A 22,448-nucleotide genomic window follows, 5' to 3' on the forward strand; every position below is an offset into this window, starting at 1 on the left:
AAGAACCCCCAACCCCACAAAAGAGGCCGAGGCATTACTCATGGCACTGGCTTATCTAGCACCCTGTTGAGTTCTCAAAGAACAACCACACACCGTCAAACTTGCCGCCCAACTAGGCGACCCGCTCCCGGGGCACTCGTTCAACTTTACTCGCGCTATTTCTCAGCGTCAAATCCGGGTTTTACCGGTTCTGCGTGAGAGTTTCGCGCAAGCTCCCCCCGGTCCGTAGCTTCGGCCGAGAGTCGCGCACGACTCTACCCGATGCTATTTCCTGAGGGTTCGCAGGACGGCCGGTAGCTGATCTCTCTGACCGGTTTTGCTCGGTCAGTTCGTTCTGCTTGCCTCGCCCGTTTCCCTGCGGCTCCCAAAACATTACCCGCTCCTCCCGGGAGCGCCAAATCGGCCCCCCGTGGCCCCCGCCACATCGCCTCCGGAGAGCCTCGAACGGCCGGCTGCGACTCGCTGAGCAGGGAAAAGAGCGCTAGGTAGCGGCGTCATCCGATCGGGTAGCGACGACTCGGGGCGGCGGCCAGAAGAAGTGGCGCCGGCGAAGTCGCGGTCTCGGGTGGCGTGCTGAGCTCGGGTATCGCGGGGCCTGAGCCGGCGCGGTGAAGTCCCGGGTGAGGCATGCCTGTCCGGGAAGGTGGAAGGGCAAACGCTCTGGTTCATCGTCGGTCCGCAGGGCCAATGGCCCCGCCGGCTGATGGCAGCGGCATTGGCCCAGCCTTCGCCCAATCCGGGATGAGGTCGGAGTGGGCGGGACCGGTCAAGGTTCTTTGGGCAGGCCGGGCAGGCAGCCCGGGCAGGCGGGCAACCCACGCCAGGCCAGGCGGGCAGACCGGGCCGGGCAGGCAGACCGGGCCGGGCAGGCCGGGCCGGGCCGGGCAGGCCGGGCCGGCAGGCAGGCAAGCCGGGCCGGCAGGCAGGCAAGCAAGCCGGGCCGGCAGGCAGACCGGGCCAGGCAGGCAGGCCGGGCAGGCCGGCAAGCAAGCCGGGCCGGCAGGCCGGGCCGGGCAGGCCGGGCCGGCAGGCCGGGCCGGGCAGGCCGGGCCGGGCAGGCAGGCCGGGCCGGGCAGGCAGGCCGGGCCGGGCAGGCAGGCCGGGCCGGGCAGGCAGGCCGGGCCAGGCAGGCAGACCGGGCCAGGCAGGCAGACCGGGCCAGGCAGGCAGGCCGGGCCGGGCAGGCAGGCCGGGCCGGGCAGGCAGACCGGGCCGGGCAGGCAGGCAGGGGAGCAAGAGCAGGCAGGGAAGGGCAGAGGCAAACCCGACGGCCGAGCTCGCGGTGGAGGCCCGTGCTGGAGCTCGGTCCCGGACTCGCGCCCCAGCTGGTGCAAAGGACGCATCAGAATCAGGACTCCGGAGAAACCGAGGCAATGGCCGGACCAGGGAGGAGGGCGGAACAGACCAGGTCCAGATCTCGGCCCGGGCGGCGGGCGACCGGCCCGGAGCCGGCCAACAACAGACCCAGGACCGACACTGGGCCAGGACCGGGACTGGGCCAGAGACGGGCCAGCACTGAGACCAGAGCCGGCGCTAGGTGCCCCGGCCATGTCGGATCCACTGACCGCGGCTCGGAGCGCTACGCCCAGCCCAAACCGCCACGAAGGCGAGACCACAAGAAGCGGACCAACAACACCGTCGCACTCGGGGTGGCTTCCTGGTCTCGCCGCCCGGCGTATGGTGCTGCCCTTGGTTGGACGTGCACGTTTCATGCGATAGGGAGCCGACGGGATCACCGTGTCCGATGACGATGACCTCCTCCCCGCGCTGCGGGCTGCTCAGGGTGGTGATGAGCGGGGTTTTGCCACTGTTTGGCGGGCCCTGCAGCCTGCCGTTCTCCGGTATCTGCGGGTTGTCGTCGGTGATGCCGCCGAGGATGTCGCTTCGGAGACCTGGTTGCAGGCCGCCCGGGATCTGCATCGGTTCTCCGGTGATGTCGGCGCCTTCCGGGGGTGGCTGTTCCGGATCGCCCGGCATCGCGGCATTGATGAGCGGCGGCGGCTGGGGCGTCGCCCCGAGGAGCCGGCTGAGTCCGTGAGCGCCGAGCTTCAGGCCCGGGATGCCGCCGCCGAGGCGCTGGAAGGTTCCGATACCCGGTGGGCGCTCGGGCTGATCGCCTCGCTGCCTGCCGATCAGGCCGAGGCCGTCATGTTGCGGGTGGTCGCGGGGCTGGATGTCGCCACCACGGCCAAGGTGCTCGGTAAGCGCTCCGGTGCCGTGCGGATCGCCACGATGCGGGGGCTGCGGCGGCTCGCCGCGCATCCGCAGGTGCAGGCACGCAACGCGCCGGTGGCGGGACATTCGCCGGTCGATCCGGCTCTGCCGGAGGGGGTGTAACGCGGTGGGGGCATGGAGCGCTCTTCGGTCTGCGATGTCGATGAGGCGAGCCCGCCGGATCGGTCTCTCCGAGGCTGATCGGCTTGTAGCCGGTGCACGGCCGGACCCTGGCATGGAGGGTCTGGTCGAGCTGCTCGACGCCGCCAGGGCTTCCACCCCCGGGGAGGATCTGGCCGGCGAGCGGGCGGCTGTGGCCGGCTTCCTCGCCGCACGGCAGCGTGCTGTACCGACCGCGCCGCCGAGGAGGGACCGTGCAGTCAGGACGTTCGCGATGAAGGTGGCTCTCGGATTCGCTGTGCTGGCTTTCGGTGGCACCGCCTTGGCGGCGCGGGCGGGCAGTCTGCCCGATTCGGTGCAGGAACGCGCGCATGACATCTTCTCGGAGGTGGGGGTGCCGGCTCCGGAGCCGTCGACGCAGCCCACTGCTGGTGGCGGGACCACGTCAGCCGTACCGTCTCCGCTGCCGAAGCCGTCCCGCAGCGTGACTTCGTCGCCTGCCGTGACCGCTGTCCTGGATCTTTGCCGGGTCTGGGATGCCGCCCGGCAGGATCCGCCCGGCAAGGCCGTGCCGGCGCCGGCCCGGCGGGCGCTGGCCGCCGCGGCCGGCGGGGTGCCGAAGATCGACGACTTCTGCGCCGAGCTGCTCGGCGAGCCGGCCGCGACGAGCAAACCCTCTGACACCGGTACGCCCACCAACAAGCCGAAGCCGACACCCCCGGGTAAGCCTTCGGTCACGCCCAGCCATCCCGGTAAGGGCCACGGTAAGCCCTCCGGACCGGCCAAGTGAACGCCGTGGATCCGGTGTTCCTCGATCGCACCGGGCGCCGCCGCCGGCTGTTCGTGGCCGTGGGTTCGGCCGGTGGCCTGCTGTTGCTGGTCGCCGTGGTGGCGCTGCTGGCCGGGTTCACCGGGGCCGGTCCCGGCTCGGTGCCGGGCTGGCCGGGCAACGATGACCTGCGCATCAGCCGGCCGGACCCCGCGGTGTCGGTTCGTCCCCGGGCGACGAAGACCCGGCCGCCGGTCAAGGTCACGACAGCCCCCGCTCGGCGCACCACCGTCCCGGCGGCTCCGGTGTCCACGACCGCGACTCCGACCGCGCCGAGCGCCACCACGAATCCGCACCGGCGGGTTCCCACGCACACGCCGCATCCGCGTAAGAGCAAGGGCTGACCGGGGATGGGCAAACGGGTACGGCAGCCCACCCCGCGAGCACACTGGGCGCTGCTGGCCCTGCTCATGCTGGTGCTGCTGGCGGAGCTGTCGCTGAACGGCTACGTGACGCACGTCGGTGCGGAAGGCAACGGTGAGGCCCCGGCCGCCGACTCCGGTGGTGGTCAGGTCCCGGCCGCGGTGCTCGATGGCGCCGCGGTGCAGCGGATCACCGCCGACGGTTCCGTGAGCAGCCGGGCGATGCCGGCCAAGACCATCGCATTGACCTTCGACGACGGACCCGACCCGGTCTGGACGCCGCGCATCCTGGCGGTGCTCGCCCGCTACCGCGCCCACGCCACGTTCTTCCAGGTGGGGTCGCGGGTCAACGAGCATCCGGAGATCTCCCGGCAGGTCGTCGCGCAGGGCAGTGAGATCGGGTCGCACACGTTCAGCCACCTGGCCACCGCGGGCGCCCCGGCGTGGCAGCTCAGCGCCGAGCTGACGCTGACCCGCAACGCCGTCGCGGCCGCCACGGGACAGCGGCCGGTCTTCATGCGGCCGCCGTACTCGTCGGCGCCGGACGCGGTCACCGGGGCCGACTTCGCGGCGCTCCGGCGGATCAGTGCCGCCGGTTACCTGGTGGCGCTGGCCGACCTGGACACCGAGGACTGGCGGCGGCCCGGCGTGGAGACCATCGTGCGCAAGGCCCGGCCGGCCCGGGGCGCCGGCGCGGTGGTGATGCTGCACGACTCCGGGGGTGACCGGACGCAGACCGTGCGGGCGCTGGAGCAGCTGATCCCGTCGTTGCAAGCCCAGGGCTACCGGTTCGTCACGATGTCGGAGGGCCTGCGGCTGCCCGCCGCGCCACGAGCTTCCGTGGGCGAGCGTTGGCGTGGGCACGCGTTCGCCGTCGCGCAGTCGACGGGTGGCCGGCTGGCCCGGGCGATGACCGTGCTGATGCTGATCGCGGTGGTGCTCGCCGGTCTGCGGCTGATCGTGCAGCTGTGGTGTGCCCGTACGCATCTGCGCCGGATCCGCCGGCTCGACGCCCAGCCGCTGGTCAGCCTGGGTCTGGTGTCGGTGATCGTGCCCGCGTACAACGAGGCGGCCAACATCGCCGGCACGGTGGGCTCGCTGCTGGCCAACGACTATCCGCTGCTCGAGGTGATCGTCGTCGACGACGGTTCCACCGACGACACCGCCGGGATCGTGGAGCGGCTGGCGCTGCCCCGGGTGCGGGTCGTCCGGCAGCGCAACGCCGGCAAGCCCGCCGCCCTGAACACCGGCATGCGGCACGCCCGGGGTGACATCTTCATCCTGGTGGACGGCGACACCGTCTTCGAACGTGACGCCGTCGGTCGGCTGATCCAGCCGTTGCGGGACCCGGGCGTCGGCGCGGTGTCCGGCAACACCAAGGTCGCCAACCGGGGCGGGCTGCTCGGCCGCTGGCAGCACCTGGAGTACGTGATCGGCTTCAACCTGGACCGGCGGATGTTCGACGTCGGCCGGTGCATGCCCACTGTGCCCGGCGCGATCGGGGCGTTCCGCCGGGCGGCCGTGCGCGACGTCGGCGGCGTCTCGCAGGACACCCTGGCCGAGGACACCGACTTCACCATGGCGGTGATCCGGGCCGGCTGGCGCGTGGCCTACCAACCCAGCGCCGTCGCGTGGACCGAGGCGCCGGCTTCGCTGCGGCAGTTGTGGCGGCAGCGCTACCGCTGGTGCTACGGCACGATGCAGGCGATGTGGAAGCACCGGCGGGCGCTGAGCCAGCGCGGCCCGGCCGGCCGGCTCGGCCGCCGCGGCCTGGGCTATCTGCTGATCTTCCAGGTGCTGCTGCCGCTGAGCGCGCCGATGGTCGACGTGTACGGGCTGTACGGCCTGTTCTTCCTGCCACTGGGCAAGGTCGTCGCGGTCTGGGCCGGCTTCACCGCGGTGCAGGTCGCCACGGCGGCGTACGCCCTCAAGCTCGACGGCGAGCGCTACGGGCCGCTGTGGAGCCTGCCGCTGCAGCAGGTCGTCTACCGGCAGCTCATGTACCTGGTCGTGGTGCAGTCGACGGTGATGGCGCTGCTCGGCGGCCGCCTCGGCTGGCACCGGATGGTCCGGACCGGCGCCGCCACGGCCCACATCACCGCGACGACACCGGAGCCGCCGGTGCCGGTGCCGTATCCCCGGCAGTCCGTGCGCTGGCCGATCAATTAGACCGGGACGCCGCGGGGCAGGCCCGGTGTGGGGCCGGCGTGCCTGCCCCGGCGGCGTTCCTTACTTGATCACTTCGCCCTTACCTGATCACTTCGACGCCGGCGAACGTGCGCTTGCCGCGGCGCAGGACCAGGAAACGGCCCTGCAGCAGCGCCGACTCACCGACGGTGGCCTCGGGGTCGGTGAGGCGCTCGTTGTTCAGGTACGCGCCGCCCTCGGCGATCGTGCGGCGCGCCTCTCCCCCGCTCTTGACCAGGCCGGACGTCTGGAGCAGGGCCGTCACGGTCGGGAGCTCACCGCGTACCTCCGTCAGGCCGGCCTCGGACAGCGCGGCCCGCAGCGTGTCCGCCGAGAGCTCCTCCAGCGAACCCCGGCCGAACAGCGCCTGGCTGGCGGTGACCGCCTGCCGGGCCTCCTCCTCGCCGTGCACCAGCGCGGTGATCTCGAAGGCCAGCTCGCGCTGGGCCAGCCGGGCCTGCGGCCGCTCGGCGGTCGCCTTCTCCAGCTCCTCGATCTCCTCGCGGCTCTTGAAGCTGAAGTAGCGCAGGTACTGCGGGATGTCCCGGTCGTCGGCGTTGACCCAGAACTGGTAGAACGCGTACGGCGAGGTCATCGCCGGGTCGAGCCAGGTGGCGCCGCCCTCGCTCTTGCCGAACTTGGTGCCGTCGGCCTTGAGGACCAGCGGGGTGGTGAAGGCGTGCACCGGGCCGGCGCCGCGGCGGCGGACGAAGTCGACCCCGGCGGTGATGTTGCCCCACTGGTCGGAGCCGCCGAACTGCAGCGAGCAGCCGTGCCGGCGGTGCAGCTCGTGGAAGTCGTTGGCCTGCAGCAGCTGGTAGCTGAACTCGGTGAAGCTGATGCCGGTCTCCAGGCGGTTCTTCACCACGTCGCGGGCCAGCATCTTGTTGACCGGGAAGTGCTTGCCGACGTCGCGCAGGAAGTCGATCACCGACAGGTCGCCGGTCCAGTCCAGGTTGTTGACCATGGTGGCGGCGTTCTCGCCCTCGTACGTGACGAACGGGGCGAGCTGGTCGCGGATGCGCAGCACCCAGCCGGCGGTCACCTCGCGCGGGTTGAGCACGCGCTCGGCGGACTTGCCGCCCGGGTCGCCGATCTGGCCGGTCGCGCCGCCGACCAGCAGCAACGGGCGGTGCCCGGCCAGCTGGAGGCGGCGGGCGGTGACGACCTGCATGAGGTTGCCGACGTGCAGGGAGGCGGCGGTCGGGTCGAAGCCGACGTAGAACGTGATCGAGCCGCCGTCGAGGTGCTTGCGCAGCTCCTCGGGGTCGGTGGAGTCCTGGATCAGTCCGCGCCACTGCATGTCGTCAACGAGAGTCACCGGGAAATTGTCCCGCATCGGGCCGGGCCGCTCACACCGGGTTTCGGGATGCCGCGGGTGCGGCCGGGTGCGAGGCTGGGGCGATGAGTCGCCTGGGTTCCGCCGCACCGCCCGTCGAGCTGTCCAAGAAGCAGGCCAAGGAGCGGCTGGAGACCGCCCAGCAACGGCTGCTGCGCCTGCGGCTGCTGCTCGGTGGCCAGATCGGCAACAAGAAGATCGGACCGCCGCTCTGTGTCCTCTTCGAGGGCTGGGACGCCTCCGGCAAGGGCGGGGCGATCAAACGGCTGGTCGCGCCGCTGGACCCGCGGCATGTCCGGGTGTCGCAGTTCGCCGCGCCGACCTACGACGAGAAGCGGCACCACTTCCTCTGGCGCTTCTGGCCCAAGCTGCCCGGCTGGGGTGGCATGACGGTGCTGGACCGCTCCTGGTACGGCCGCGTCCTGGTCGAACGCGTCGAAGGCTTCGCCACCACGAAACAGTGGACCCGCGCGTACGACGAGATCGCCGAGTTCGAACGGACGCTGACCGCCGAGGGCGCGATCCTGATCAAGTTCTGGATGCACGTCTCGGAGGACGAGCAGCTGCGCCGGTTCGAGGATCGGGCCGGCGACCCGTTGCGCCGGTGGAAGCTCACGGACGAGGACTGGCGCAACCGGGACCGCCGCGCCGACTACGAGGTCGCGGTGGCGGAGATGCTGGACAAGACGGACAGGCCGAAGGCGCGCTGGCACGTCATCGCCGGTGACAACAAGCACTACGCCCGCCTGGCCGTCGTCGAACGGGTCTGCAAAACGGTCGAGAAGGCGCTCACCCGGCACGGATACGACATTCACGACGCTGACTGAACCGGGCACGCGCTGTTTGCCGAAGCCTTGTAGGGTGCCCGCTCGTGAAGACCATCTTGCGCGCACTCGGCGCGGCACTCGTCACCGCCGGCGTCCTGGCAGTCCCCTCGGTGGCCCTGGCGGCCGAGGATGTCCCGCTGTTCGGAGCGCTGACCGAACGCGACGCCAACGGCCGTTCCGTCACCTACCCGATCCGACCCGGCGAGACCATCCCGGTGGTGCTGGGCGTCACCAACCGCGGTACCGCGCCGTCGGCCGGCGTCGTGGTCAACATCCGGACGTTCAACGACCTGAACCTGCCCAGGACCTTCACCAACTGCCTGTACTACACCGACAGCAACCTCGACGGCGCGTGGTGTGAGTTCGATCCGGAGCTGCCGGTCGGCGGCACCTACGCGCTCTCGCCGTTCCAGGTCTCCGCCGAGGCCGAGGCGAAGAACATCAGTGGCAGCATCGTCTTCCAGTGGTTCCCCAAGGACTACGCCGACAAGAACGGCGGCATCAAGAAGTTCGCCGAGCGCGACAGTGGTCAGGGCTCGGTGCCCGTGGCCGGCACCGGGGAAAAGCTGGCCCTCGAGGCCAAGGAGCTGCCCGTGCCGGCGAAGACCGAGCGGGTCGGCTTCGCGTACGTCAAGCTCGTGACCCCGGCGACGACGCCGCCGACCACCGCACCGACCACCGCGCCCACCTCGGCGCCGACCGCCACCCCGACCGGCACGGACGCCGCCCCGGCGACCACCCCGCCGGCCGACGGCGGCAGCGGCGGCGGACTGCCGGTGACCGGCATCAACGCTGTCGCGATCGCGGGCATCGGCGGTCTGCTGCTCGTGGCCGGTGTGGTCGCGTTCCTGTTCACCCGCCGCCGCAACAAGTTCACCGCCTGAGCGGTCAGGCGGCCGGGGCGTAGGCGGGTAGCCCCAGCGCCTCGCGGATGGACGCCTGCACCTCGTCGGCCGAGGGGCGGGCGTCCACGTCGTGCACGACCTCCTTGCGGCCGAACAGCTCCAGCACCGGCCGGGTCTTCTCGTGGTAGTCGCGCAGCCGGGCCGCGAGTGCCTCCGGGGTGTCGTCCGCGCGGGTGATCAGCTCCGTGCCGCAGATGTCGCAGCGGCCCTCCACCTCGGGCCGGTCGGCGATCAGGTTGTAGTCCATCCCGCAGCCGGGGCAGAGCCGGCGGCTGAGCACCCGGCGGCGGACCTCGTCGTCGGGCAGCTCCAGATGGATGACGCCGTCGATGTCGTAGCTCTCCATGAAGAACTCGGCCTGCCGGCCGTTGCGCGGGAACCCGTCGATGACGAAGCCGAAGTTCCAGTCGTGCTGGTCCAGGCGGTCGCGGACCACGGACTCCACCATGTCGTCGCCGACCAGCTCGCCGGCGTTCATGGTGCGCCGCACCTGGGCGCCGAGCTTGGTGTGGCGCTGCACGTGCCAGCGGAAGATGTCGCCGACGCTGATGTGCACCAGGTCCAGGTCCTTGCAGAGCAGCTCGGCCTGGGTGCCCTTGCCGCTGCCCTGCACGCCCATGATCACGTACTTGCGCATGGTGTCGTCCTCTCTCAGTCCGCGGCGCCCACGCGCAGCGGGCCCGGCGCCTTGCGTCCGCCGAGACCGGACGGGTCGATGCTCCACCCGTCGGCGACCCGCAGCACGTCTTGTTCGGAGACCAGCACGGTGCTCTCCTCGTCGACGAAGCTCGCCGGCAGCCCGGCGGCGCGCTCGGCCGGGTCGGGGTCGCCGTGCCAGGAGGTGACGTCGCCCGTCTGTCCGACGTAGCCGAACGTGCGGACCAGCTCACCGTCGACGGCCCGCTGCCAGCGGTGCGACTCGGTCACCCGGTGGGTGGCGAAGAACTGCACCTCGGTGTGCAGGCGCGCGGAGAGCTCCACGACGTCCACCACGGTGTCGGGGCGCAACAGGTAGCGGCCGGCTGCGAGCACCCAGGACGTGTCCCGGGCGCCCGGCAGCGCGGGCGTCACCGCGACGCGGTCGTCGCTCAGGTGCGCCAGGTCGATGCCGGCGCGCCAGGCCACCTCGCCGAGGTCGCGCAGGCCGAGGGCGGCGAGCACCTGCTCCGGGTCGCCATCGCGGACCGCCAGCCACGCCTGCTTACCGCCGAAACCGACCATAAGGTCCGTATCCATGTTCACCACGGTAGTGGTCAACTCACCGGGGTGACCGGTTATGCCCAGCCGTGATCGCGGCGCAGCGCGCCGGCGACGCGGTCGAAGCGGGCGCGGTCCAGGACCGCGCCCTCGCGGCGGATGCCGTCCTCGTCGACCTCGAGGACCCGGTCGAGACGGATCCAGCTGGGCCGCGAGTCGCGGTCCCAGTCACCGGGGCCGAGGGCGAGCCAGTTGCGCTGGCCGTCGCGCTCGGTCTGGCTGGAGAGCATCAGGCCGAGCAGGGTACGGCCGTTGCGCCCGACCACGAGCACCGGCCGGTCCTTGCCCTGCGACGGGTCGTCCTCGTACTTCACCCAGGTCCACACGATCTCGCCCGGATCGGCGTCACCGTCGAGGTTCGGCGAATACTCGAGGTGCCGCCCGCGCTGGGCGGTGGGGACCTGCCGCGGCGGGGCGGGGTGCGCGGTGCCCTGCGGGGCCGGGGTACGGCGTCCCGCGACCCGGCGCAGCGTGCTGGTGATGCCGTTGAGGAGTCTGCTCACCCGCGCACTGTATCGACAGCTCCTACGCTGACGGCATGACTCCCGGCGTGGACGCGTGGCGGCCGTACTCGCCGCGGGAGCTGGCCGACCGGCTGGCCGGGCTGCCGGTCACCTGGGCCGTGGCCGGCGGGTGGGCCGTTGACCTGTTCCTCGGCCGGGTCACCCGCGACCACCATGACATCGAGCTGGTCCTGCCCGCGTCGGACTTCGGGCAGCTCACCCCGCTGTTCCCAGGCTGGGAGTTCCACGTGCCGCGGTCCGGGACCCTGACGCCCGCCGACCCGGTGAGCCTGGCCGCCGAGTTCCAGACGTGGGCTTTGGACCCGGCGATCGGGAGGTGGCGCTTCGACGTGTTCCGGGAGCCGCACGACGGGGCCACCTGGATCTGCCGGCGCGACCAACGGATCCGCCGCCCGTACGCGGAGGTCGTGCACCGCACGCCGGACGGGATTCCCTTCGTCGTCCCGGAGGTGGTCCTGCTGTTCAAGGCCAAGGCCGCCCGGGACAAGGACGAGCAGGACCTGGCCGCGGTCCTGCCGGAGCTGTCGGCCGGCCGCCGGGCCTGGCTGGACGCGGCGCTGGCGCTGGCCCACCCGGACCATCCGTGGCGGACCCGGCTGGCTCACTCCGCCGAGCGGTAGGCGACCTCGGGGTCGAGCAGCGCTGCCCAGGACGGGTGCCACGCCGGCTCCCGCGCCTGCACCTCGGCCCGCAGGTTGCTGCGCCACGGACCCGAGATGCCGTTGTCCTCCCACCAGTCCGGCCACGAGTCGTAGCGGCGTTCCACCCTCACCCCGTGCGCGGTCGTCTCGACGTACAGGAACAACCAGCGCCCCGAGGCGTCAGCGGCCTCGGCCGACCGCAGCCGGCGGACCAGATCACTCAGCTCCCCGAACGCGCCAAACCTGCCCTCGCCGGGCCGGTCGGCCGGGGCACGCTCGCCCGGCTGGGCGGCGAGGCTGCTGCCGTCGGCGTACACCCGCAGCGTGCAGCGCCCGTCAGCGCCCGGCGCGCGGCTGCGCATCCACGTGACCAGGGCGCCCAGCTCGCCGGTCGGCACCGGCTCGGGGCGTGCGCGTTCGGGCTCGGTGTGCATGGCGGCCCAGATCAGCCGATCATGCTCGTGGTCGCTGAGCTTGCGGACCCGCCGCCGGGCCGGCCGCCGGCCCGCGGGCGTCTGCGGCGCCGAGGTGCCCGGCGCCACGCCACCGCGCACGGCGACGGCCCAGCCCGCGGCGGCGTCCAGGGCCGGATCCGCGAGCCGGGCGAGCAGGCCGGCCAGGGCGGTCCCGTCCAGCTCACGGCGGGTGCCGGCAGTCAGCAGCCGTACGGCGGCAGCCCGCACGTCAGCCCGCTCGTCGGCGGTGTCGACGTCGTGCTGCCCCCACTCGAAGACCACGTCGACCAGCTCGGCCACCGTGGCGTCCGCGTTGAGCACGGCGCCGGCCGTCTCGGCGAGCCCGTCCTGCACGCCGCCCGGATACTCGACCCGGTGCCAGCTGCCCCCGTCGTGCCAGAGCACGTAACCGAGCTGGTCCTCGGCGGCGTACGGCACCAGGTCGTCCCACGGCAGCCAGTCGGGCGCACCGGCGAGCAGGTCCAGCGGCGGTTCGGTGTGGGTGGTGGCGCTGTACTCGTGGTCGCAGCCGTACAGGACCGCGCGGCCGCCCTCGATCAGCGCCAGGTGCGCCCAGTTGCCCCCGCCGTCGTCGTGGTGCGCGCCGGTGTCGCCCACCGACCAGACGTCGTCGTACCCGATGGCGCCCAGCGCGGCCGCCAGCGTGACCCAGCGGGTCCACACCGGGCCCGGCTCGGGCAGGTCAACGGCGATGATCACGACCTCAGGCTATTGCCCCCTCGGACTTTCCTCCTGTCGGAAAGTTGCCAGCTGCCCCGCCAGCCATTGATGACTGATCCCAGGTCAGGCACGCTCCTCTGTGTAGTGCCCATATCGCTCAACGTGAGCAGGATCGCCCGGAAGGTGCGTGCGTCGATGCTGCTGCCGCGGACCGAGCACCTCCCGGCCCGCCCGACCTGGGACTGCCAGGTCTGCGCCGACCCGTGGCCCTGCCCGCCGGCGAAGACCGACCTCGCCGAGCAGTACGCCCGCTTCCCGGCCGGCCTGGCCATCTACATGGCCTCGGTGATGTACGACGCGATCGGCGACCTCACCACCGTCGGTGAACCAACCCCGGCCGACCTCTACGAACGCTTCCTCGCCTGGGTCGGTTGACCGGCTTCCCGTCCGTTCGCCAACGTGGGCGTGCTCGGCGATGATGGGAATCGATGCCGCCGTTCGTCGGGATGGAGACGCATGGAATGGATCATCGGAATCGGATCCAGCATCATTGCGTCCACTCTGATCTTCCTGAGCGTCCGGGCCAACGGCTTCATGACCAGAACGGCGCGACAGCGCGCACAACGGCGGCAACTGGCCTCGAGAATGCTCGATGCCGGCCTGACCAACCTGTTCATCACGCGCGCCGACTACGCCACCTATCGCGGCATCCACACCCTCATGGGCTTTCTGGCGACGGCGGAGCGGTCCATCATGGTGATCGGCTACTGGATGGCGCAGGGCAGCGAGATCGAGGACATCTCCAAGATCGGCCGGATGATTCTGCAGAAGCCGGCACTGCAGGTCCGGATCGCGATCATCCACCCGGACGGTTCGCACCTCGAGAGCCTGGCCGAACACCTGGGTGAGGAAGAGCAGAAGATCAGTGAACGGTGCCGGTCGACCCTGAACAAGCTGCAGCGGGTCCGCAGTGACCTGCCGGCCGACGCACGACAGCGGCTGCAGGTGAAGACCTACACCTCCACCCCCGTCGTGTCGATCATCGTCCTCGACGACGACACGCCGCAGGCACGGGCGCAGGTCGACATGAAGCTGTACCGGACGGCGCGGGACGACAGTTTCGGCTTCGAGGTGTCCGGAACGGCCAACCCGCTGTACCAGCGATTTCGGGGATGGGCGGTGCTCAGATTCGAGAAGGCTCAGGAATGGCCGACGTAGCCGTGAACTGCTCCGCCCAGCGTGCCCTCGCCCGCACCCGCGCCGCGTTCCGGCCGGCGTCGGCGTGCTGATGCCAGCGCCGCAGGACTCCGTCCTCGTCGTCGATGACGTTGCCCAGTTCCGCGTACCGGGTGGCGTCCGAGCCGTCGACCGTGTATGCCCGCCCTGACGGCGTCACGAAGAAGTACGCCGACCGGCGCGACGAAATGGTGCCCGTCTCCACGTTGGCATGCGGAGTCCGACGCGCGGCTGCGGCGACGGCGGCGAGGAACTCGTTGTGGTCGACGGCGAACACCTTCCTGTTCCCGATCGCCGTACGGCCGACCGCCCAGAACTCGTACAAGGACCATGCCCGCACGCCCGACTCCGCCACGAAATCGGCCAGCCCGCCCAGGCAGCCGAGATTGGGCAGCGCGACAGTCGTGTTCAGCTTGACGCACAGACCGGCATCGACAAGCGCGGGGATCAGGGCACGCATCTCGGCGGGATGGCCATGATTGCCCCGCATCCGCACCGCGATGTCGGGGTCGAAAGTGTCCACCGGAACGCCCAGCATGTCGACACAATCGGCCAGCGCCGCGAGATTGTGCCGCCGCGAGCGGACAAGATTGCTGTCCAGCTGGATGAACGGCGGTTTTCCCGCCGCGCTGTGCCGGATCTGCCGCAGCAGCCGAATGGTGAACGGGTACATCAGCGGATCGCCACCGCCCACCGTGATGCTCGCCGGCGACCAGCTCATGACGACGTCGACGACCCGGGCGGCCCGATCCGCGTCCACCCGGACACCGTCGAAAGGGATGTAGCAGAAACGGCACGCCATGTTGCATCGATCGGTGAAATTGAAACTGATCCGGCCCGGCGGCAAAGGGCTGTCACCGCCGGCCTCCCGCGCCCTCACATCAGCCGCCGCCACGGGCAGGACTCTACGTGACGGGCATGGCCGGAGACGGTATCTGGCCATTCCGAAATGGTGGGAGTCGTCCTATTTCTTCCTCAGGGCCATGCCGAGGGAGGTGGGGACAGTCGCGACGAAGCCGTGGCGGGCGTAGAGGCGGCAGCCCGGCGCGTCGGCGAGCACATTGACGTAGGCGATGATCTCGGGCATGACCTCCGGCCGGCATGTGCCCTTCGACAGCCTCTGCAACTTCCGCGACCTGGGCGGCTACGCGACCAGCGACGGGCGGACCACCCGCTGGCGCACGCTCTACCGCGCTGATTCCCTCGGCCGGCTGGCCGGGGAGGACGACCTGCGGCGCTTCCGGGAGCTGGGCATCGGCACGGTCATCGACCTGCGCTATCCATGGGAGATCGCCGCGTCCGGCCGGCTTCCTCCCACCGACGGGCTGACCTGGCTCAACCTGAGCATCGAGCATCGACCCTACGACCAGTCGCAGATCGATCCGGACGTCGACCCGTGGCGTTATCTGGCCGACCGGTACGCCGAGGTGGCCGCCGACGGCACCGCCGAGCTGCGGCAGGCGATCGAGACCATCGCCGCCGCGGAGGCGCCGCTGGTGTTCCACTGCGCCTCGGGCAAGGACCGCACCGGGCTGCTCGCCGCGCTGGTGCTGGCGCTGCTGGAGGTGCCGGTCGAGACGATCGCGGCCGATTTCGCCCTCACCGAGCTGGCCACGCCCCGGCTGCGGGAGCGGTGGCTGGCCGAGCATCCGGGCCAGGAGCTGCGCTGGCCCGGCTACGGCCGGGCGCCGGCCGAGCTCATCCGGGTGGTCCTGGCCGAGCTCACCGCCGGGCACGGTTCGGTGCACCGGTACGCGGCCGAGCGGCTGGAGCTCGACGACAGCGTGGTCGCCGCCCTGCGTACCCGGCTTCTTATGTCTTCGTGAGTCGATCCTTAAGCGCTCCTGAGGTGGCCCCCGCGCGGGGCCGGCGGGCCGCATAGTCGCCTGTGTTGCCGTCCCCACCCGGCTTCCTGCCGCGCCCGCGCGGCCGCGACCCGCTACTCCCGAGGTGACCGTCCCGTGCCGATGCCCGCTGCCCAGAGATTCCGGTACACCCTGGTGGCGGGAGCCACCGCCGTGGTGATCGGGGTGGGTTTCACGGTCGTCGGCTTCAACCGGCAGGCCGCGCCTCCGGCGACCCGTACGGCCGCGGACGTCCCCCTGGTCGTGGCCGAGCCGACGGGTGAGCCGGACACCGGCACCGATCTGCTGGACGAGACGATCCTGCCCAGCTCGGCGGCCCCCTCCCCGTCCCCGTCGGTGACGAGCGCCACGCCGGTGACCAAGGCGCCGACCAGGGCCGCGACGAAGCCGGCGACACCCTCGAAGCGCCGGACGACCGCGCCGGCGGACAAGCCGAAGCCGAAGAACGCCCCGGCGACCAGCGGCTCGATTCTCGACCAGGTGCTGGACCACATCAACGCGGCCCGCCGCGACGAGGGGCTGGCGGCGCTGTCGCTGGACAGCTCGCTGTCGAAGGCGGCCGCCCGGCACAACCAGCGGATGATCGACGGCTGCGGGCTCAGTCACCAGTGCCCGGGCGAGGGCGGCATCGGCGATCGGTTCAGCGCCGAGGGTGTGCAGTGGCGTTCGGCCGGCGAGAACATCGGCTTCGGCTTCGCGGGCTCCGCGGACTCGGAGATCGTCAAGGCGGCCAACGGGCTGTGCGACAGCATGCTGGCCGAGGTGCCGCCGGCCGACGGGCACCGTAAGAACCTGCTCAGCAAGGACTTCAAGCGGATCGGGCTCAGCGTCGTCCGCGAGTCGGGCGGCAAGGTCTGGCTGACCCAGGACTTCGTCGGATGACCGGCCGGTGGCCCAGCGGCCCGGCCCGGCGCCGCCGCCTGCGGGACATGTTCGGCCCGACGCGCCCGTTCGGTCCCAACCGGCCGGGCGGGCAGTGCGGCCCGGTCAAGCGCACCCGGCCGGCCGGCCCCCGGCGCCCGGCCCGCTGACCCTCCCACCACGGACCCCGTACGGGGTTGCGGACGCCCGGCATACTCGGCGCGGCAGTGACAGACACGCCTGCCGCCGCCGACGGATCCCGCGCACAACCCTGCGGTTCCACTGTCCACAGTGGAGCCATTTTTGCGTCTGATCGGCGGCGCGGGCGGCATTTCACCACGGGGGAAACACCATGCCGGCCATGTCTCGTCGTACGGCGCTGAGCCTGCTCGCGCTCACCGCCGTCAGCACATCGGGTTCCTGCGGTACGGCCGGTGCACAGCCGGCCCACCAGGACAGCAGAGGAAAAGGACGGGCCGCCAACCCGGTGGTCCTGGAGAACATGCTCGACGGGGACAGCGGGTGGCAGCTGGCCGGCGTACGGAGCTCGGACGACGTCACGCGCCAGATCCAGGGCTACGCGTCGCGTACGTCGGTCAACGTCGGCGAGTCGCTCGACTTCCACATCTCGGTGGCCGGCGACCGGGCGTTCACGGTCTCGATCTACCGGCTCGGCCACTACGGCGGCGCGGGTGGCCGGCGGCTGCTGACCAGCGGCAGCCTGCGCGGCACGGAGCGGCCCACGCCCACCGCCGACCCCGGTACGGGACTGATCGAGTGTGACTGGCCGGTCTCCTGTACGCTGGCCGTCCCCGCCGACTGGACCTCCGGATATTTCCTGGCGGTGTTCGACACCGACGACGGCTTCCGCAGCTGCACGCCGTTCGTGGTGCGCGACGACGGGCGCAAGGCCGACTTCGTCGTCGTGGTGCCGTTCAGCACGTACCAGGCCTACAACTTCTGGCCGGCCGACGGGCGGACCGCGAAGAACCTCTACAAGGGATACGTCCGGCCCGGCAAGGTCGGCGGCATCCCCGAGCGCGCGTTCCAGGTGTCCTTCGACCGCCCCTACTCCAGCGGCGGGATGCCCAGCTGGTCCGAGCTGGACATCGCCGCGGCCCGCTGGCTGGAGGCCACCGGCTTCGACGTGGCGTACGCCTCCAGCCTGGACCTGCACGAGCAGCGCATCCCGGCTGGAAAGCACGCCGCATTGATCTTCCCGGGCCACGACGAGTACTGGTCGAAGGCCATGCGCGACAGCACGGAGAGCGCCGTCGACGGTGGTACGCACCTGGCGTTCCTGGCGGCGAACAACATCTACTGGCATGTGCGGTTCGACCGCGCGCGGGACGGGCGCCGCAACCGGGTGGTGACCTGCTACAAGGACACCCCGGACCCGGAGGCGGACGGCAACGGGCCGACCTGCAACTGGCGCAAGATCGGCAAGAAGCACAGCCACGCCGAGCAACGGCTGCTGGGCGTGCAGTACAACGGGATGCTGGCCGACCCGCTGCCGCTGGTGATCAGCAAGAGCAGACACTGGTTCTGGGCGGGCACCGGGGTCCGCGACGGCGACACCGTCCCCGGGCTCGTGGCGGTCGAGGCCGACGGCTGGAACCCGAAGATCAAGCTGTCCCGCCGGGCGAACCAGACACTGCTGTCCGTGACCCCGTACGAGGACCGGCTCGGACGTGGGGCGCGGGTGCAGAACACCAGCCTCTACGAGACCGCCCGCGGCACCCTGGTCTTCGCCGCGGGGACGTTCCACTGGAACCTCGCCCTGGTCGACTCGGCGTACACCGACGTACGGATCCAGCGGGCGACGCGGAACCTGCTCACCCGCATGCTGGTCCATTCACGGCCCTAACCCGCCTCGCGCGGGGAGCGGCCGGCGTAGCGGCCGCTGGGCCGGAAGCGGCTCGGCTCGTCGGCGTACTCCTCCAGGGCGTGGGCGAGCCAGCCGGCGGTCCGGGCGACGGCGAAGATCGCTTCCCCGGCGTCGGCGGCCATACCGGTGGCCAGGGTGAAAGCGGCCAGGGCGAAGTCGACGTTCGGCGCGGCGCCGGAGTGCCGGGCCATCGCCGCCCGGACCGCGTGCGCGCCTGCGGTGGCCGGCGACTCCCCCAGCAGGCCGAGCAGGACCACCGCCCGGGGGTCGCCGGCCGGGTAGAGCTGCTGACCGAAGCCAGGGACCCAGCCGTCCGCGCGCAGCCGGTCGGCGATCGTGCCGACCGGATCACCCGAGCGTGTCGCCTCGGTCAGCAGCCGGACCACGAGGTCGCTGGCCCCGCCGTGCAGCGGGCCGTCGAGCGCGGCCAGGCCGGCCTGGACAACGGCGTACGGGTGCGCCCGGGTCGAGGCGGCCACCCGGGCCGCGAAGGTGGAGGCGGCCAGGTCGTGGTCGGCCAGCAGGACCAGGGCAGCGTTCAGAGCGACGAGGTCGGCCGAAGTCGGCGGGCGTTGACTCAGCCGCGCCCACAGAACGCCGGCGAGGTCCGCACCTTGCGAGGGCTGGGATCGCACGGGCAGCGCCGCGACCATGGTGGCGATGATCGTACGGCCGCGGGCGATCACCGCGGCCGGTGTGGTGTCGAAGCGCAACCGGTCCGCGGCGGCGATCGCGGCGACCGTCACCCGGAGCCGGTCGGCCGTCCGGGCGTTCGCCGGCAGTGGCGCCGTCACCGCCTCGGCCAGCGCCATCAGCTCGGGGTCGGGCTCCATCGGGACGTGCTCCAGCCGCCCGGTCCACAGCAGGGTGGCCACCGACTCGAAGGACGTCGTGGCGGCGAGCTCGCCGGCGCGGTGGCCACGGTAGAAGAGGTCGTCGCCGGTGATCAGGGTGATGCCGGTGTGGATCGCCGGGGCGTCCGGCGCGGCCGCGGGGCGTCTGCGCCGGGCGGCGAAGGCGGCGACCTCCGGCTCGGCGAACAGGCTCTCCTTGCCGTCGGCGTTGCGGTGGCTGCCGAGCAGGCCCCGGCTCACGTACGCGTAGACCGTCGCCTTCTTGACGCCCAGCCGGCGCGCCACTTCCTCGGTCGTCAGCAGCCGGTCTCCGCTCATGTGGTCATCTTCTCATGTTGACTGGATCAATGTTGACATGCGGATCGATGGGACCGACATTGAGGTGATGCTGACCGTGAAACCTGGACTGGCCGACGTCGTCGCGTTCGACACCCGCATCGCCGAACCCGACCGCACCGGCGGCTCCCTGCGCTACCGCGGGGTCGACATCGAGACGCTGGCCGGGCGGGCGAGCTTCGCCGACGTGTGGGGCCTGCTGGTCGACGGCGACTTCTCCCGGCCGCTGCCGGCGGCGGAGCCCTTCGCGCTCCCGGTCCGTTCCGGCAGCCTGCGGGTCGACCTCCAGGCGGCGACCGCCATGGTGGCCGCCCGGCACGGTCTACAGCCCTTGATCGACATCGACGACGACCGGGCGCGGGAGGACCTCGCCCTCACGTCGGCCACGATGCTGTCGTTCGTGGCCCAGGCCGCCCGCGGTCCGGAACTGCCCGCGGTGCCCCAGGAGCAGGTCGACGCGGGCCGTACCGCCGCCGAACAGTTCATGATCCGGTGGCAGGGCGAGGCGGACCCGCGCCGGGTCGAGGCCGTCGACCGGTACTGGGTCTGCGCGGCCGAGCACGGGATGAACGCCTCGACGTTCACGGCGCGGGTCGTCGCCAGCACCGGGGCCGACGTGGCCGCCTGCCTGTCCGCGGCGGTCGCCTCCCTGTCGGGACCGCTGCACGGCGGCGCCCCGTCGCGGGCGCTGGGCATGGTCGAGGCCGTGGAGCAGAGCGGCGACCCCCGCGGCTACGTCAAAGAGGTGCTGGACAGCGGGAAACGCCTGATGGGCTTCGGGCACGCGGTCTACCGGGCCGAGGACCCCCGGGCCCGCATCCTGCGCGCGGCCGCCCAGGAGCTGCAGGCGCCACGGTACGACGTCGCACTCGCCCTGGAAGAGGCCGCGCTGGCCGAACTGCGCGAGCGCAAACCGGACCGGGTGCTGGAGACGAACGTCGAGTACTGGGCCGCGATCGTGCTCGACTTCGCCGGCGTACCGGCCGAGCTGTTCACGCCGCTGTTCGCGTGCGCCCGCACGGCCGGCTGGAGCGCGCACATCATCGAGCAGAAGCACCTCGGCAAGATCATCCGGCCGTCCGCGGACTACGTCGGCGAGACCGACCAGGAGCCGTCCACCCTCGCCGGCTGGGAGCGCCTCGGCGCCACCCGCTAGCGTCTGGCGGGTGAACGACTACTCCTGGCTGCGGATACCCGCGGCCGACGTGGACCGGGCGGCGCGGGAAATGCTCGGGTGGCGGCTCACCGCCAACGGGGTCACCGCCCGGCTCACCGAGGTCGAGGCCTACAGCGGCCTCGGCCAGGACCCGGCCAGCCACGCCCACCGGGGCATGACCGCGCGCAACGAGGTGATGTTCGGCCCGGCCGGGATGCTGTACGTCTACCAGATCTACGGCATGCACTTCTGCGCCAACGTGGTCTGCGGCGAGGAGGGGGTCGCTTCCGCCGTACTGCTGCGGGCCGGGGAGGTCGTCGCCGGGCTGGAGACCGCCCGGTCCCGGCGCCCGGCGGCCAAGCACGACCGCGACCTGGCCGCCGGGCCGGCCAAGCTGATGCAGGTGCTGGCCCTAGACCGGCGGGCCAACGCGACGTCCGTCGTGGACGGCACCGGGCCGGCGACCCTGACCCCGCCCGATCAGCCGGTGCCGGCGGCCGAGGTGGTCGCTGGTCCCCGGGTCGGGGTCACCTCCGCGCACGACGTGCCGTGGCGGTTCTGGATCAAGGACGATCCCACGGTGAGCGGCTACCGCCGGCACACGCCCCGGCTGCGCACCCGGAGCTGAGGCCGGACCGACCGCTCGCGCTGGTCCTCGTCCTCTTCCCGGATGTGCGCCCGGGCCGCACCGACGCACGGCCCGGCGACGATCAGCGCGCCGACCGCCAAGGCCGCGAGAGCCTCCCCGCCGGTCATCATCTCGGCCGGCAGCCGGGGGTCGACGAGCCCGTCCGGATCGAGCACCACGATGACCGCGTCGCCGATCTCGGCCGCCGGCCGGTTCTCGGGCCAGGAGACCAGCCGCCCGGCGACCGGCTCACCGGCGCGCCGGAGCGTGTAGGTGGCGGGACCGCGGCTGCTGCGATGCACCTCGGCAACGGTGGCGACGGTCCGCTCACCGCGTATGTCCAGCACCACGGCCCAGAAGGCGGCCGCCGCCAGGAACATCAGCAGAGCGCTGAGGAACCAGGCGACCAGGAGCCAGACCGCCCGGGCGTTGACGTACGGCCACGGCCACGCGATGTAGAAGACGATCGGGCTCACCGCCCAGAACAGGGTCCCCACCACCGGGACCAGGTCGGGGCGCACCCAGGTGGTGGCGACCACCGCGTCGAGCGCGGCCACCACCAGGAAGACCAGCAGGTACACGCCTGATCGACCCAGCACGGCTCCGGCTCTTCGCACGGCAGCACCGTACCGGGTGGAATACGCGCGATCCGACCCCGGCGGGCGGCCCGGCCGTTAGCGTTCCCGGTGGTGATCTCGCGTCGGATGTTGCTGCTGCTCGACGTCATGTGTGTGGCCGGCGTCGGCTGGGCCGGCGTGCTCATCGGCGCCCTGCTCCGCGGGGACCGGCTCGTGTCCACCACCGTGGCCGTGGTGGTCGCCGGGGTGCTCGTGCTGCCGGGGTTCACCGCCGGGGTCCTCACCAACCGGCGGATCGTGCGGGGGCGGCAGCCGCAGAGCGGGTGGGTGCGGTCCGTATGGTCGCCGCCCGAGTTGCCGCGGTGGGGGCTCACCCTCACCGGCCTGGTGTTCTTCGCGTTCTGGCTGGCCGGGATCAGTGCCATCGCCGGGATGGGCCAGGAGATCCCGGCCGGGGACAGCGTTGCCGCGCAGCGCCAGGTCGATCACCAGCAGCGGTTCGCGCTCGGGGTGCTCGGCGGGGTCGGGACCGGCGGCACCGCGCTGGCCGCCGCGTCACTGCTCCGGGTACGCCGCACAGCCCGCGCCGGCGACCGGCGGACAGCACTGCGCTGAGGCGTCGAGACCGGCGCCGTCCCACGTATTGACAACTGGTTATATCTGCGTGCTTCTATGGGGCACGCGATTTGACATCGTTGTCACATG

At 71.8% G+C, this 22,448-nt stretch carries 24 protein-coding genes; 15 read left to right on the forward strand and 9 right to left on the reverse strand.

Annotated elements, in window-relative coordinates:
- Positions 1-1,737 precede the first annotated feature (1,737 nt).
- From ACZ6S4_RS35070 to ACZ6S4_RS35085, 4 genes are all read left to right on the forward strand, one after another.
- A complete protein-coding gene (locus ACZ6S4_RS35070) occupies positions 1,738-2,337 on the forward strand; it encodes an RNA polymerase sigma factor (RefSeq protein WP_465479033.1) in 600 nt (199 codons plus the stop codon).
- Positions 2,338-2,449: 112 nt separating this feature from the next.
- Positions 2,450-3,124 (forward strand): hypothetical protein, encoded by a 675-nt coding sequence (locus ACZ6S4_RS35075; protein WP_465479034.1) that lies wholly within the window; start codon positions 2,450-2,452, stop codon positions 3,122-3,124.
- A 5-nt stretch (positions 3,125-3,129) separates the two neighbouring features.
- Positions 3,130-3,507 (forward strand): hypothetical protein, encoded by a 378-nt coding sequence (locus ACZ6S4_RS35080; RefSeq protein ID WP_465479035.1) that lies wholly within the window; start codon positions 3,130-3,132, stop codon positions 3,505-3,507.
- A gap of 6 nt (positions 3,508-3,513) precedes the next feature.
- Complete coding sequence (locus ACZ6S4_RS35085) at positions 3,514-5,694, forward strand: bifunctional polysaccharide deacetylase/glycosyltransferase family 2 protein (protein WP_465479036.1); 2,181 nt, start codon at positions 3,514-3,516, stop codon at positions 5,692-5,694.
- A gap of 79 nt (positions 5,695-5,773) precedes the next feature.
- On the opposite strand, the gene tyrS is transcribed toward ACZ6S4_RS35085, so the two are convergent.
- Complete coding sequence (tyrS, locus tag ACZ6S4_RS35090) at positions 5,774-7,051, reverse strand: tyrosine--tRNA ligase (RefSeq protein WP_465479037.1); 1,278 nt, start codon at positions 7,049-7,051, stop codon at positions 5,774-5,776.
- Positions 7,052-7,116: 65 nt separating this feature from the next.
- Between tyrS and ACZ6S4_RS35095 the strand changes: the two genes are divergently transcribed.
- Together ACZ6S4_RS35095 and ACZ6S4_RS35100 are read left to right on the forward strand one after the other, a co-directional pair.
- Positions 7,117-7,878, forward strand: coding sequence for a polyphosphate kinase 2 family protein (locus tag ACZ6S4_RS35095; protein WP_465479038.1), 762 nt, complete (start codon positions 7,117-7,119; stop codon positions 7,876-7,878).
- Positions 7,879-7,922: 44 nt separating this feature from the next.
- Complete coding sequence (locus ACZ6S4_RS35100) at positions 7,923-8,762, forward strand: LPXTG cell wall anchor domain-containing protein (protein WP_465479039.1); 840 nt, start codon at positions 7,923-7,925, stop codon at positions 8,760-8,762.
- 4 nt (positions 8,763-8,766) lie between these two features.
- On the opposite strand, the gene ACZ6S4_RS35105 is transcribed toward ACZ6S4_RS35100, so the two are convergent.
- From ACZ6S4_RS35105 to ACZ6S4_RS35115, 3 genes are read right to left on the reverse strand one after another with little or no spacing between them, the layout of a single operon-like run.
- A complete protein-coding gene (locus tag ACZ6S4_RS35105; RefSeq protein ID WP_465479040.1) occupies positions 8,767-9,420 on the reverse strand; it encodes an adenylate kinase family protein in 654 nt (217 codons plus the stop codon).
- Positions 9,421-9,434: 14 nt separating this feature from the next.
- Positions 9,435-10,019 carry a hypothetical protein gene (locus ACZ6S4_RS35110; RefSeq protein ID WP_465479041.1) on the reverse strand — a complete coding sequence of 195 codons (585 nt, stop codon included), beginning with the start codon at positions 10,017-10,019 and terminating at the stop codon, positions 9,435-9,437.
- A gap of 38 nt (positions 10,020-10,057) precedes the next feature.
- Positions 10,058-10,543: a type II toxin-antitoxin system PemK/MazF family toxin gene (locus ACZ6S4_RS35115; RefSeq protein WP_465479042.1), complete on the reverse strand. Its 486-nt coding sequence runs from the start codon at positions 10,541-10,543 to the stop codon at positions 10,058-10,060.
- A 35-nt stretch (positions 10,544-10,578) separates the two neighbouring features.
- Between ACZ6S4_RS35115 and ACZ6S4_RS35120 the strand changes: the two genes are divergently transcribed.
- Positions 10,579-11,184, forward strand: a complete 606-nt coding sequence (locus ACZ6S4_RS35120; RefSeq protein ID WP_465479043.1) for a nucleotidyltransferase domain-containing protein — start codon at positions 10,579-10,581, stop codon at positions 11,182-11,184.
- On the opposite strand, the gene ACZ6S4_RS35125 is transcribed toward ACZ6S4_RS35120, so the two are convergent.
- Positions 11,166-12,380: a hypothetical protein gene (locus ACZ6S4_RS35125; RefSeq protein WP_465479044.1), complete on the reverse strand. Its 1,215-nt coding sequence runs from the start codon at positions 12,378-12,380 to the stop codon at positions 11,166-11,168. The two genes, ACZ6S4_RS35120 and ACZ6S4_RS35125, sit on opposite strands and share 19 nt — an antisense overlap.
- A gap of 156 nt (positions 12,381-12,536) precedes the next feature.
- Here ACZ6S4_RS35125 and ACZ6S4_RS35130 point away from each other — a divergent pair, with 156 nt between their 5' ends.
- Positions 12,537-12,776, forward strand: coding sequence for a hypothetical protein (locus ACZ6S4_RS35130; RefSeq protein WP_360832272.1), 240 nt, complete (start codon positions 12,537-12,539; stop codon positions 12,774-12,776).
- Between the two features lie 81 nt (positions 12,777-12,857).
- A complete protein-coding gene (locus ACZ6S4_RS35135) occupies positions 12,858-13,559 on the forward strand; it encodes a hypothetical protein (protein WP_465479045.1) in 702 nt (233 codons plus the stop codon).
- On the opposite strand, the gene ACZ6S4_RS35140 is transcribed toward ACZ6S4_RS35135, so the two are convergent.
- Positions 13,525-14,424: a radical SAM protein gene (locus ACZ6S4_RS35140; RefSeq protein WP_465479046.1), complete on the reverse strand. Its 900-nt coding sequence runs from the start codon at positions 14,422-14,424 to the stop codon at positions 13,525-13,527. The two genes, ACZ6S4_RS35135 and ACZ6S4_RS35140, sit on opposite strands and share 35 nt — an antisense overlap.
- Before the next feature lie 117 nt (positions 14,425-14,541).
- Complete coding sequence (locus ACZ6S4_RS35145) at positions 14,542-14,664, reverse strand: hypothetical protein (protein ID WP_465479047.1); 123 nt, start codon at positions 14,662-14,664, stop codon at positions 14,542-14,544.
- Between ACZ6S4_RS35145 and ACZ6S4_RS35150 the strand changes: the two genes are divergently transcribed.
- The 3 genes from ACZ6S4_RS35150 (at position 14,663) to ACZ6S4_RS35160 (ending at position 18,170) form a co-directional block, all read left to right on the forward strand.
- On the forward strand, positions 14,663-15,403 hold the full coding sequence (locus ACZ6S4_RS35150; RefSeq protein ID WP_465479048.1) for a tyrosine-protein phosphatase: 741 nt from the start codon (positions 14,663-14,665) through the stop codon (positions 15,401-15,403). The two genes, ACZ6S4_RS35145 and ACZ6S4_RS35150, sit on opposite strands and share 2 nt — an antisense overlap.
- 141 nt (positions 15,404-15,544) lie before the next feature.
- A complete protein-coding gene (locus tag ACZ6S4_RS35155) occupies positions 15,545-16,324 on the forward strand; it encodes a CAP domain-containing protein (RefSeq protein WP_465479209.1) in 780 nt (259 codons plus the stop codon).
- Between the two features lie 340 nt (positions 16,325-16,664).
- Complete coding sequence (locus tag ACZ6S4_RS35160; protein WP_465479049.1) at positions 16,665-18,170, forward strand: N,N-dimethylformamidase beta subunit family domain-containing protein; 1,506 nt, start codon at positions 16,665-16,667, stop codon at positions 18,168-18,170.
- Here ACZ6S4_RS35160 and ACZ6S4_RS35165 read toward each other — a convergent pair.
- Positions 18,167-19,363: a citrate synthase gene (locus tag ACZ6S4_RS35165; RefSeq protein ID WP_465479050.1), complete on the reverse strand. Its 1,197-nt coding sequence runs from the start codon at positions 19,361-19,363 to the stop codon at positions 18,167-18,169. The genes ACZ6S4_RS35160 and ACZ6S4_RS35165 overlap by 4 nt on opposite strands.
- Before the next feature lie 67 nt (positions 19,364-19,430).
- Between ACZ6S4_RS35165 and ACZ6S4_RS35170 the strand changes: the two genes are divergently transcribed.
- Both ACZ6S4_RS35170 and ACZ6S4_RS35175 read left to right on the forward strand, forming a co-directional pair.
- On the forward strand, positions 19,431-20,537 hold the full coding sequence (locus tag ACZ6S4_RS35170) for a citrate synthase 2 (RefSeq protein ID WP_465479051.1): 1,107 nt from the start codon (positions 19,431-19,433) through the stop codon (positions 20,535-20,537).
- Positions 20,538-20,547: 10 nt separating this feature from the next.
- Positions 20,548-21,165 (forward strand): DNA-3-methyladenine glycosylase, encoded by a 618-nt coding sequence (locus ACZ6S4_RS35175; RefSeq protein ID WP_465479052.1) that lies wholly within the window; start codon positions 20,548-20,550, stop codon positions 21,163-21,165.
- On the opposite strand, the gene ACZ6S4_RS35180 is transcribed toward ACZ6S4_RS35175, so the two are convergent.
- Positions 21,126-21,782 (reverse strand): hypothetical protein, encoded by a 657-nt coding sequence (locus tag ACZ6S4_RS35180; protein WP_465479053.1) that lies wholly within the window; start codon positions 21,780-21,782, stop codon positions 21,126-21,128. The two genes, ACZ6S4_RS35175 and ACZ6S4_RS35180, sit on opposite strands and share 40 nt — an antisense overlap.
- A gap of 69 nt (positions 21,783-21,851) precedes the next feature.
- Here ACZ6S4_RS35180 and ACZ6S4_RS35185 point away from each other — a divergent pair, with 69 nt between their 5' ends.
- Complete coding sequence (locus tag ACZ6S4_RS35185; RefSeq protein WP_465479054.1) at positions 21,852-22,358, forward strand: hypothetical protein; 507 nt, start codon at positions 21,852-21,854, stop codon at positions 22,356-22,358.
- The last annotated feature ends 90 nt before the right edge of the window (positions 22,359-22,448 follow it).

Source organism: Actinoplanes sp. NPDC051405 (assembly GCF_055586185.1).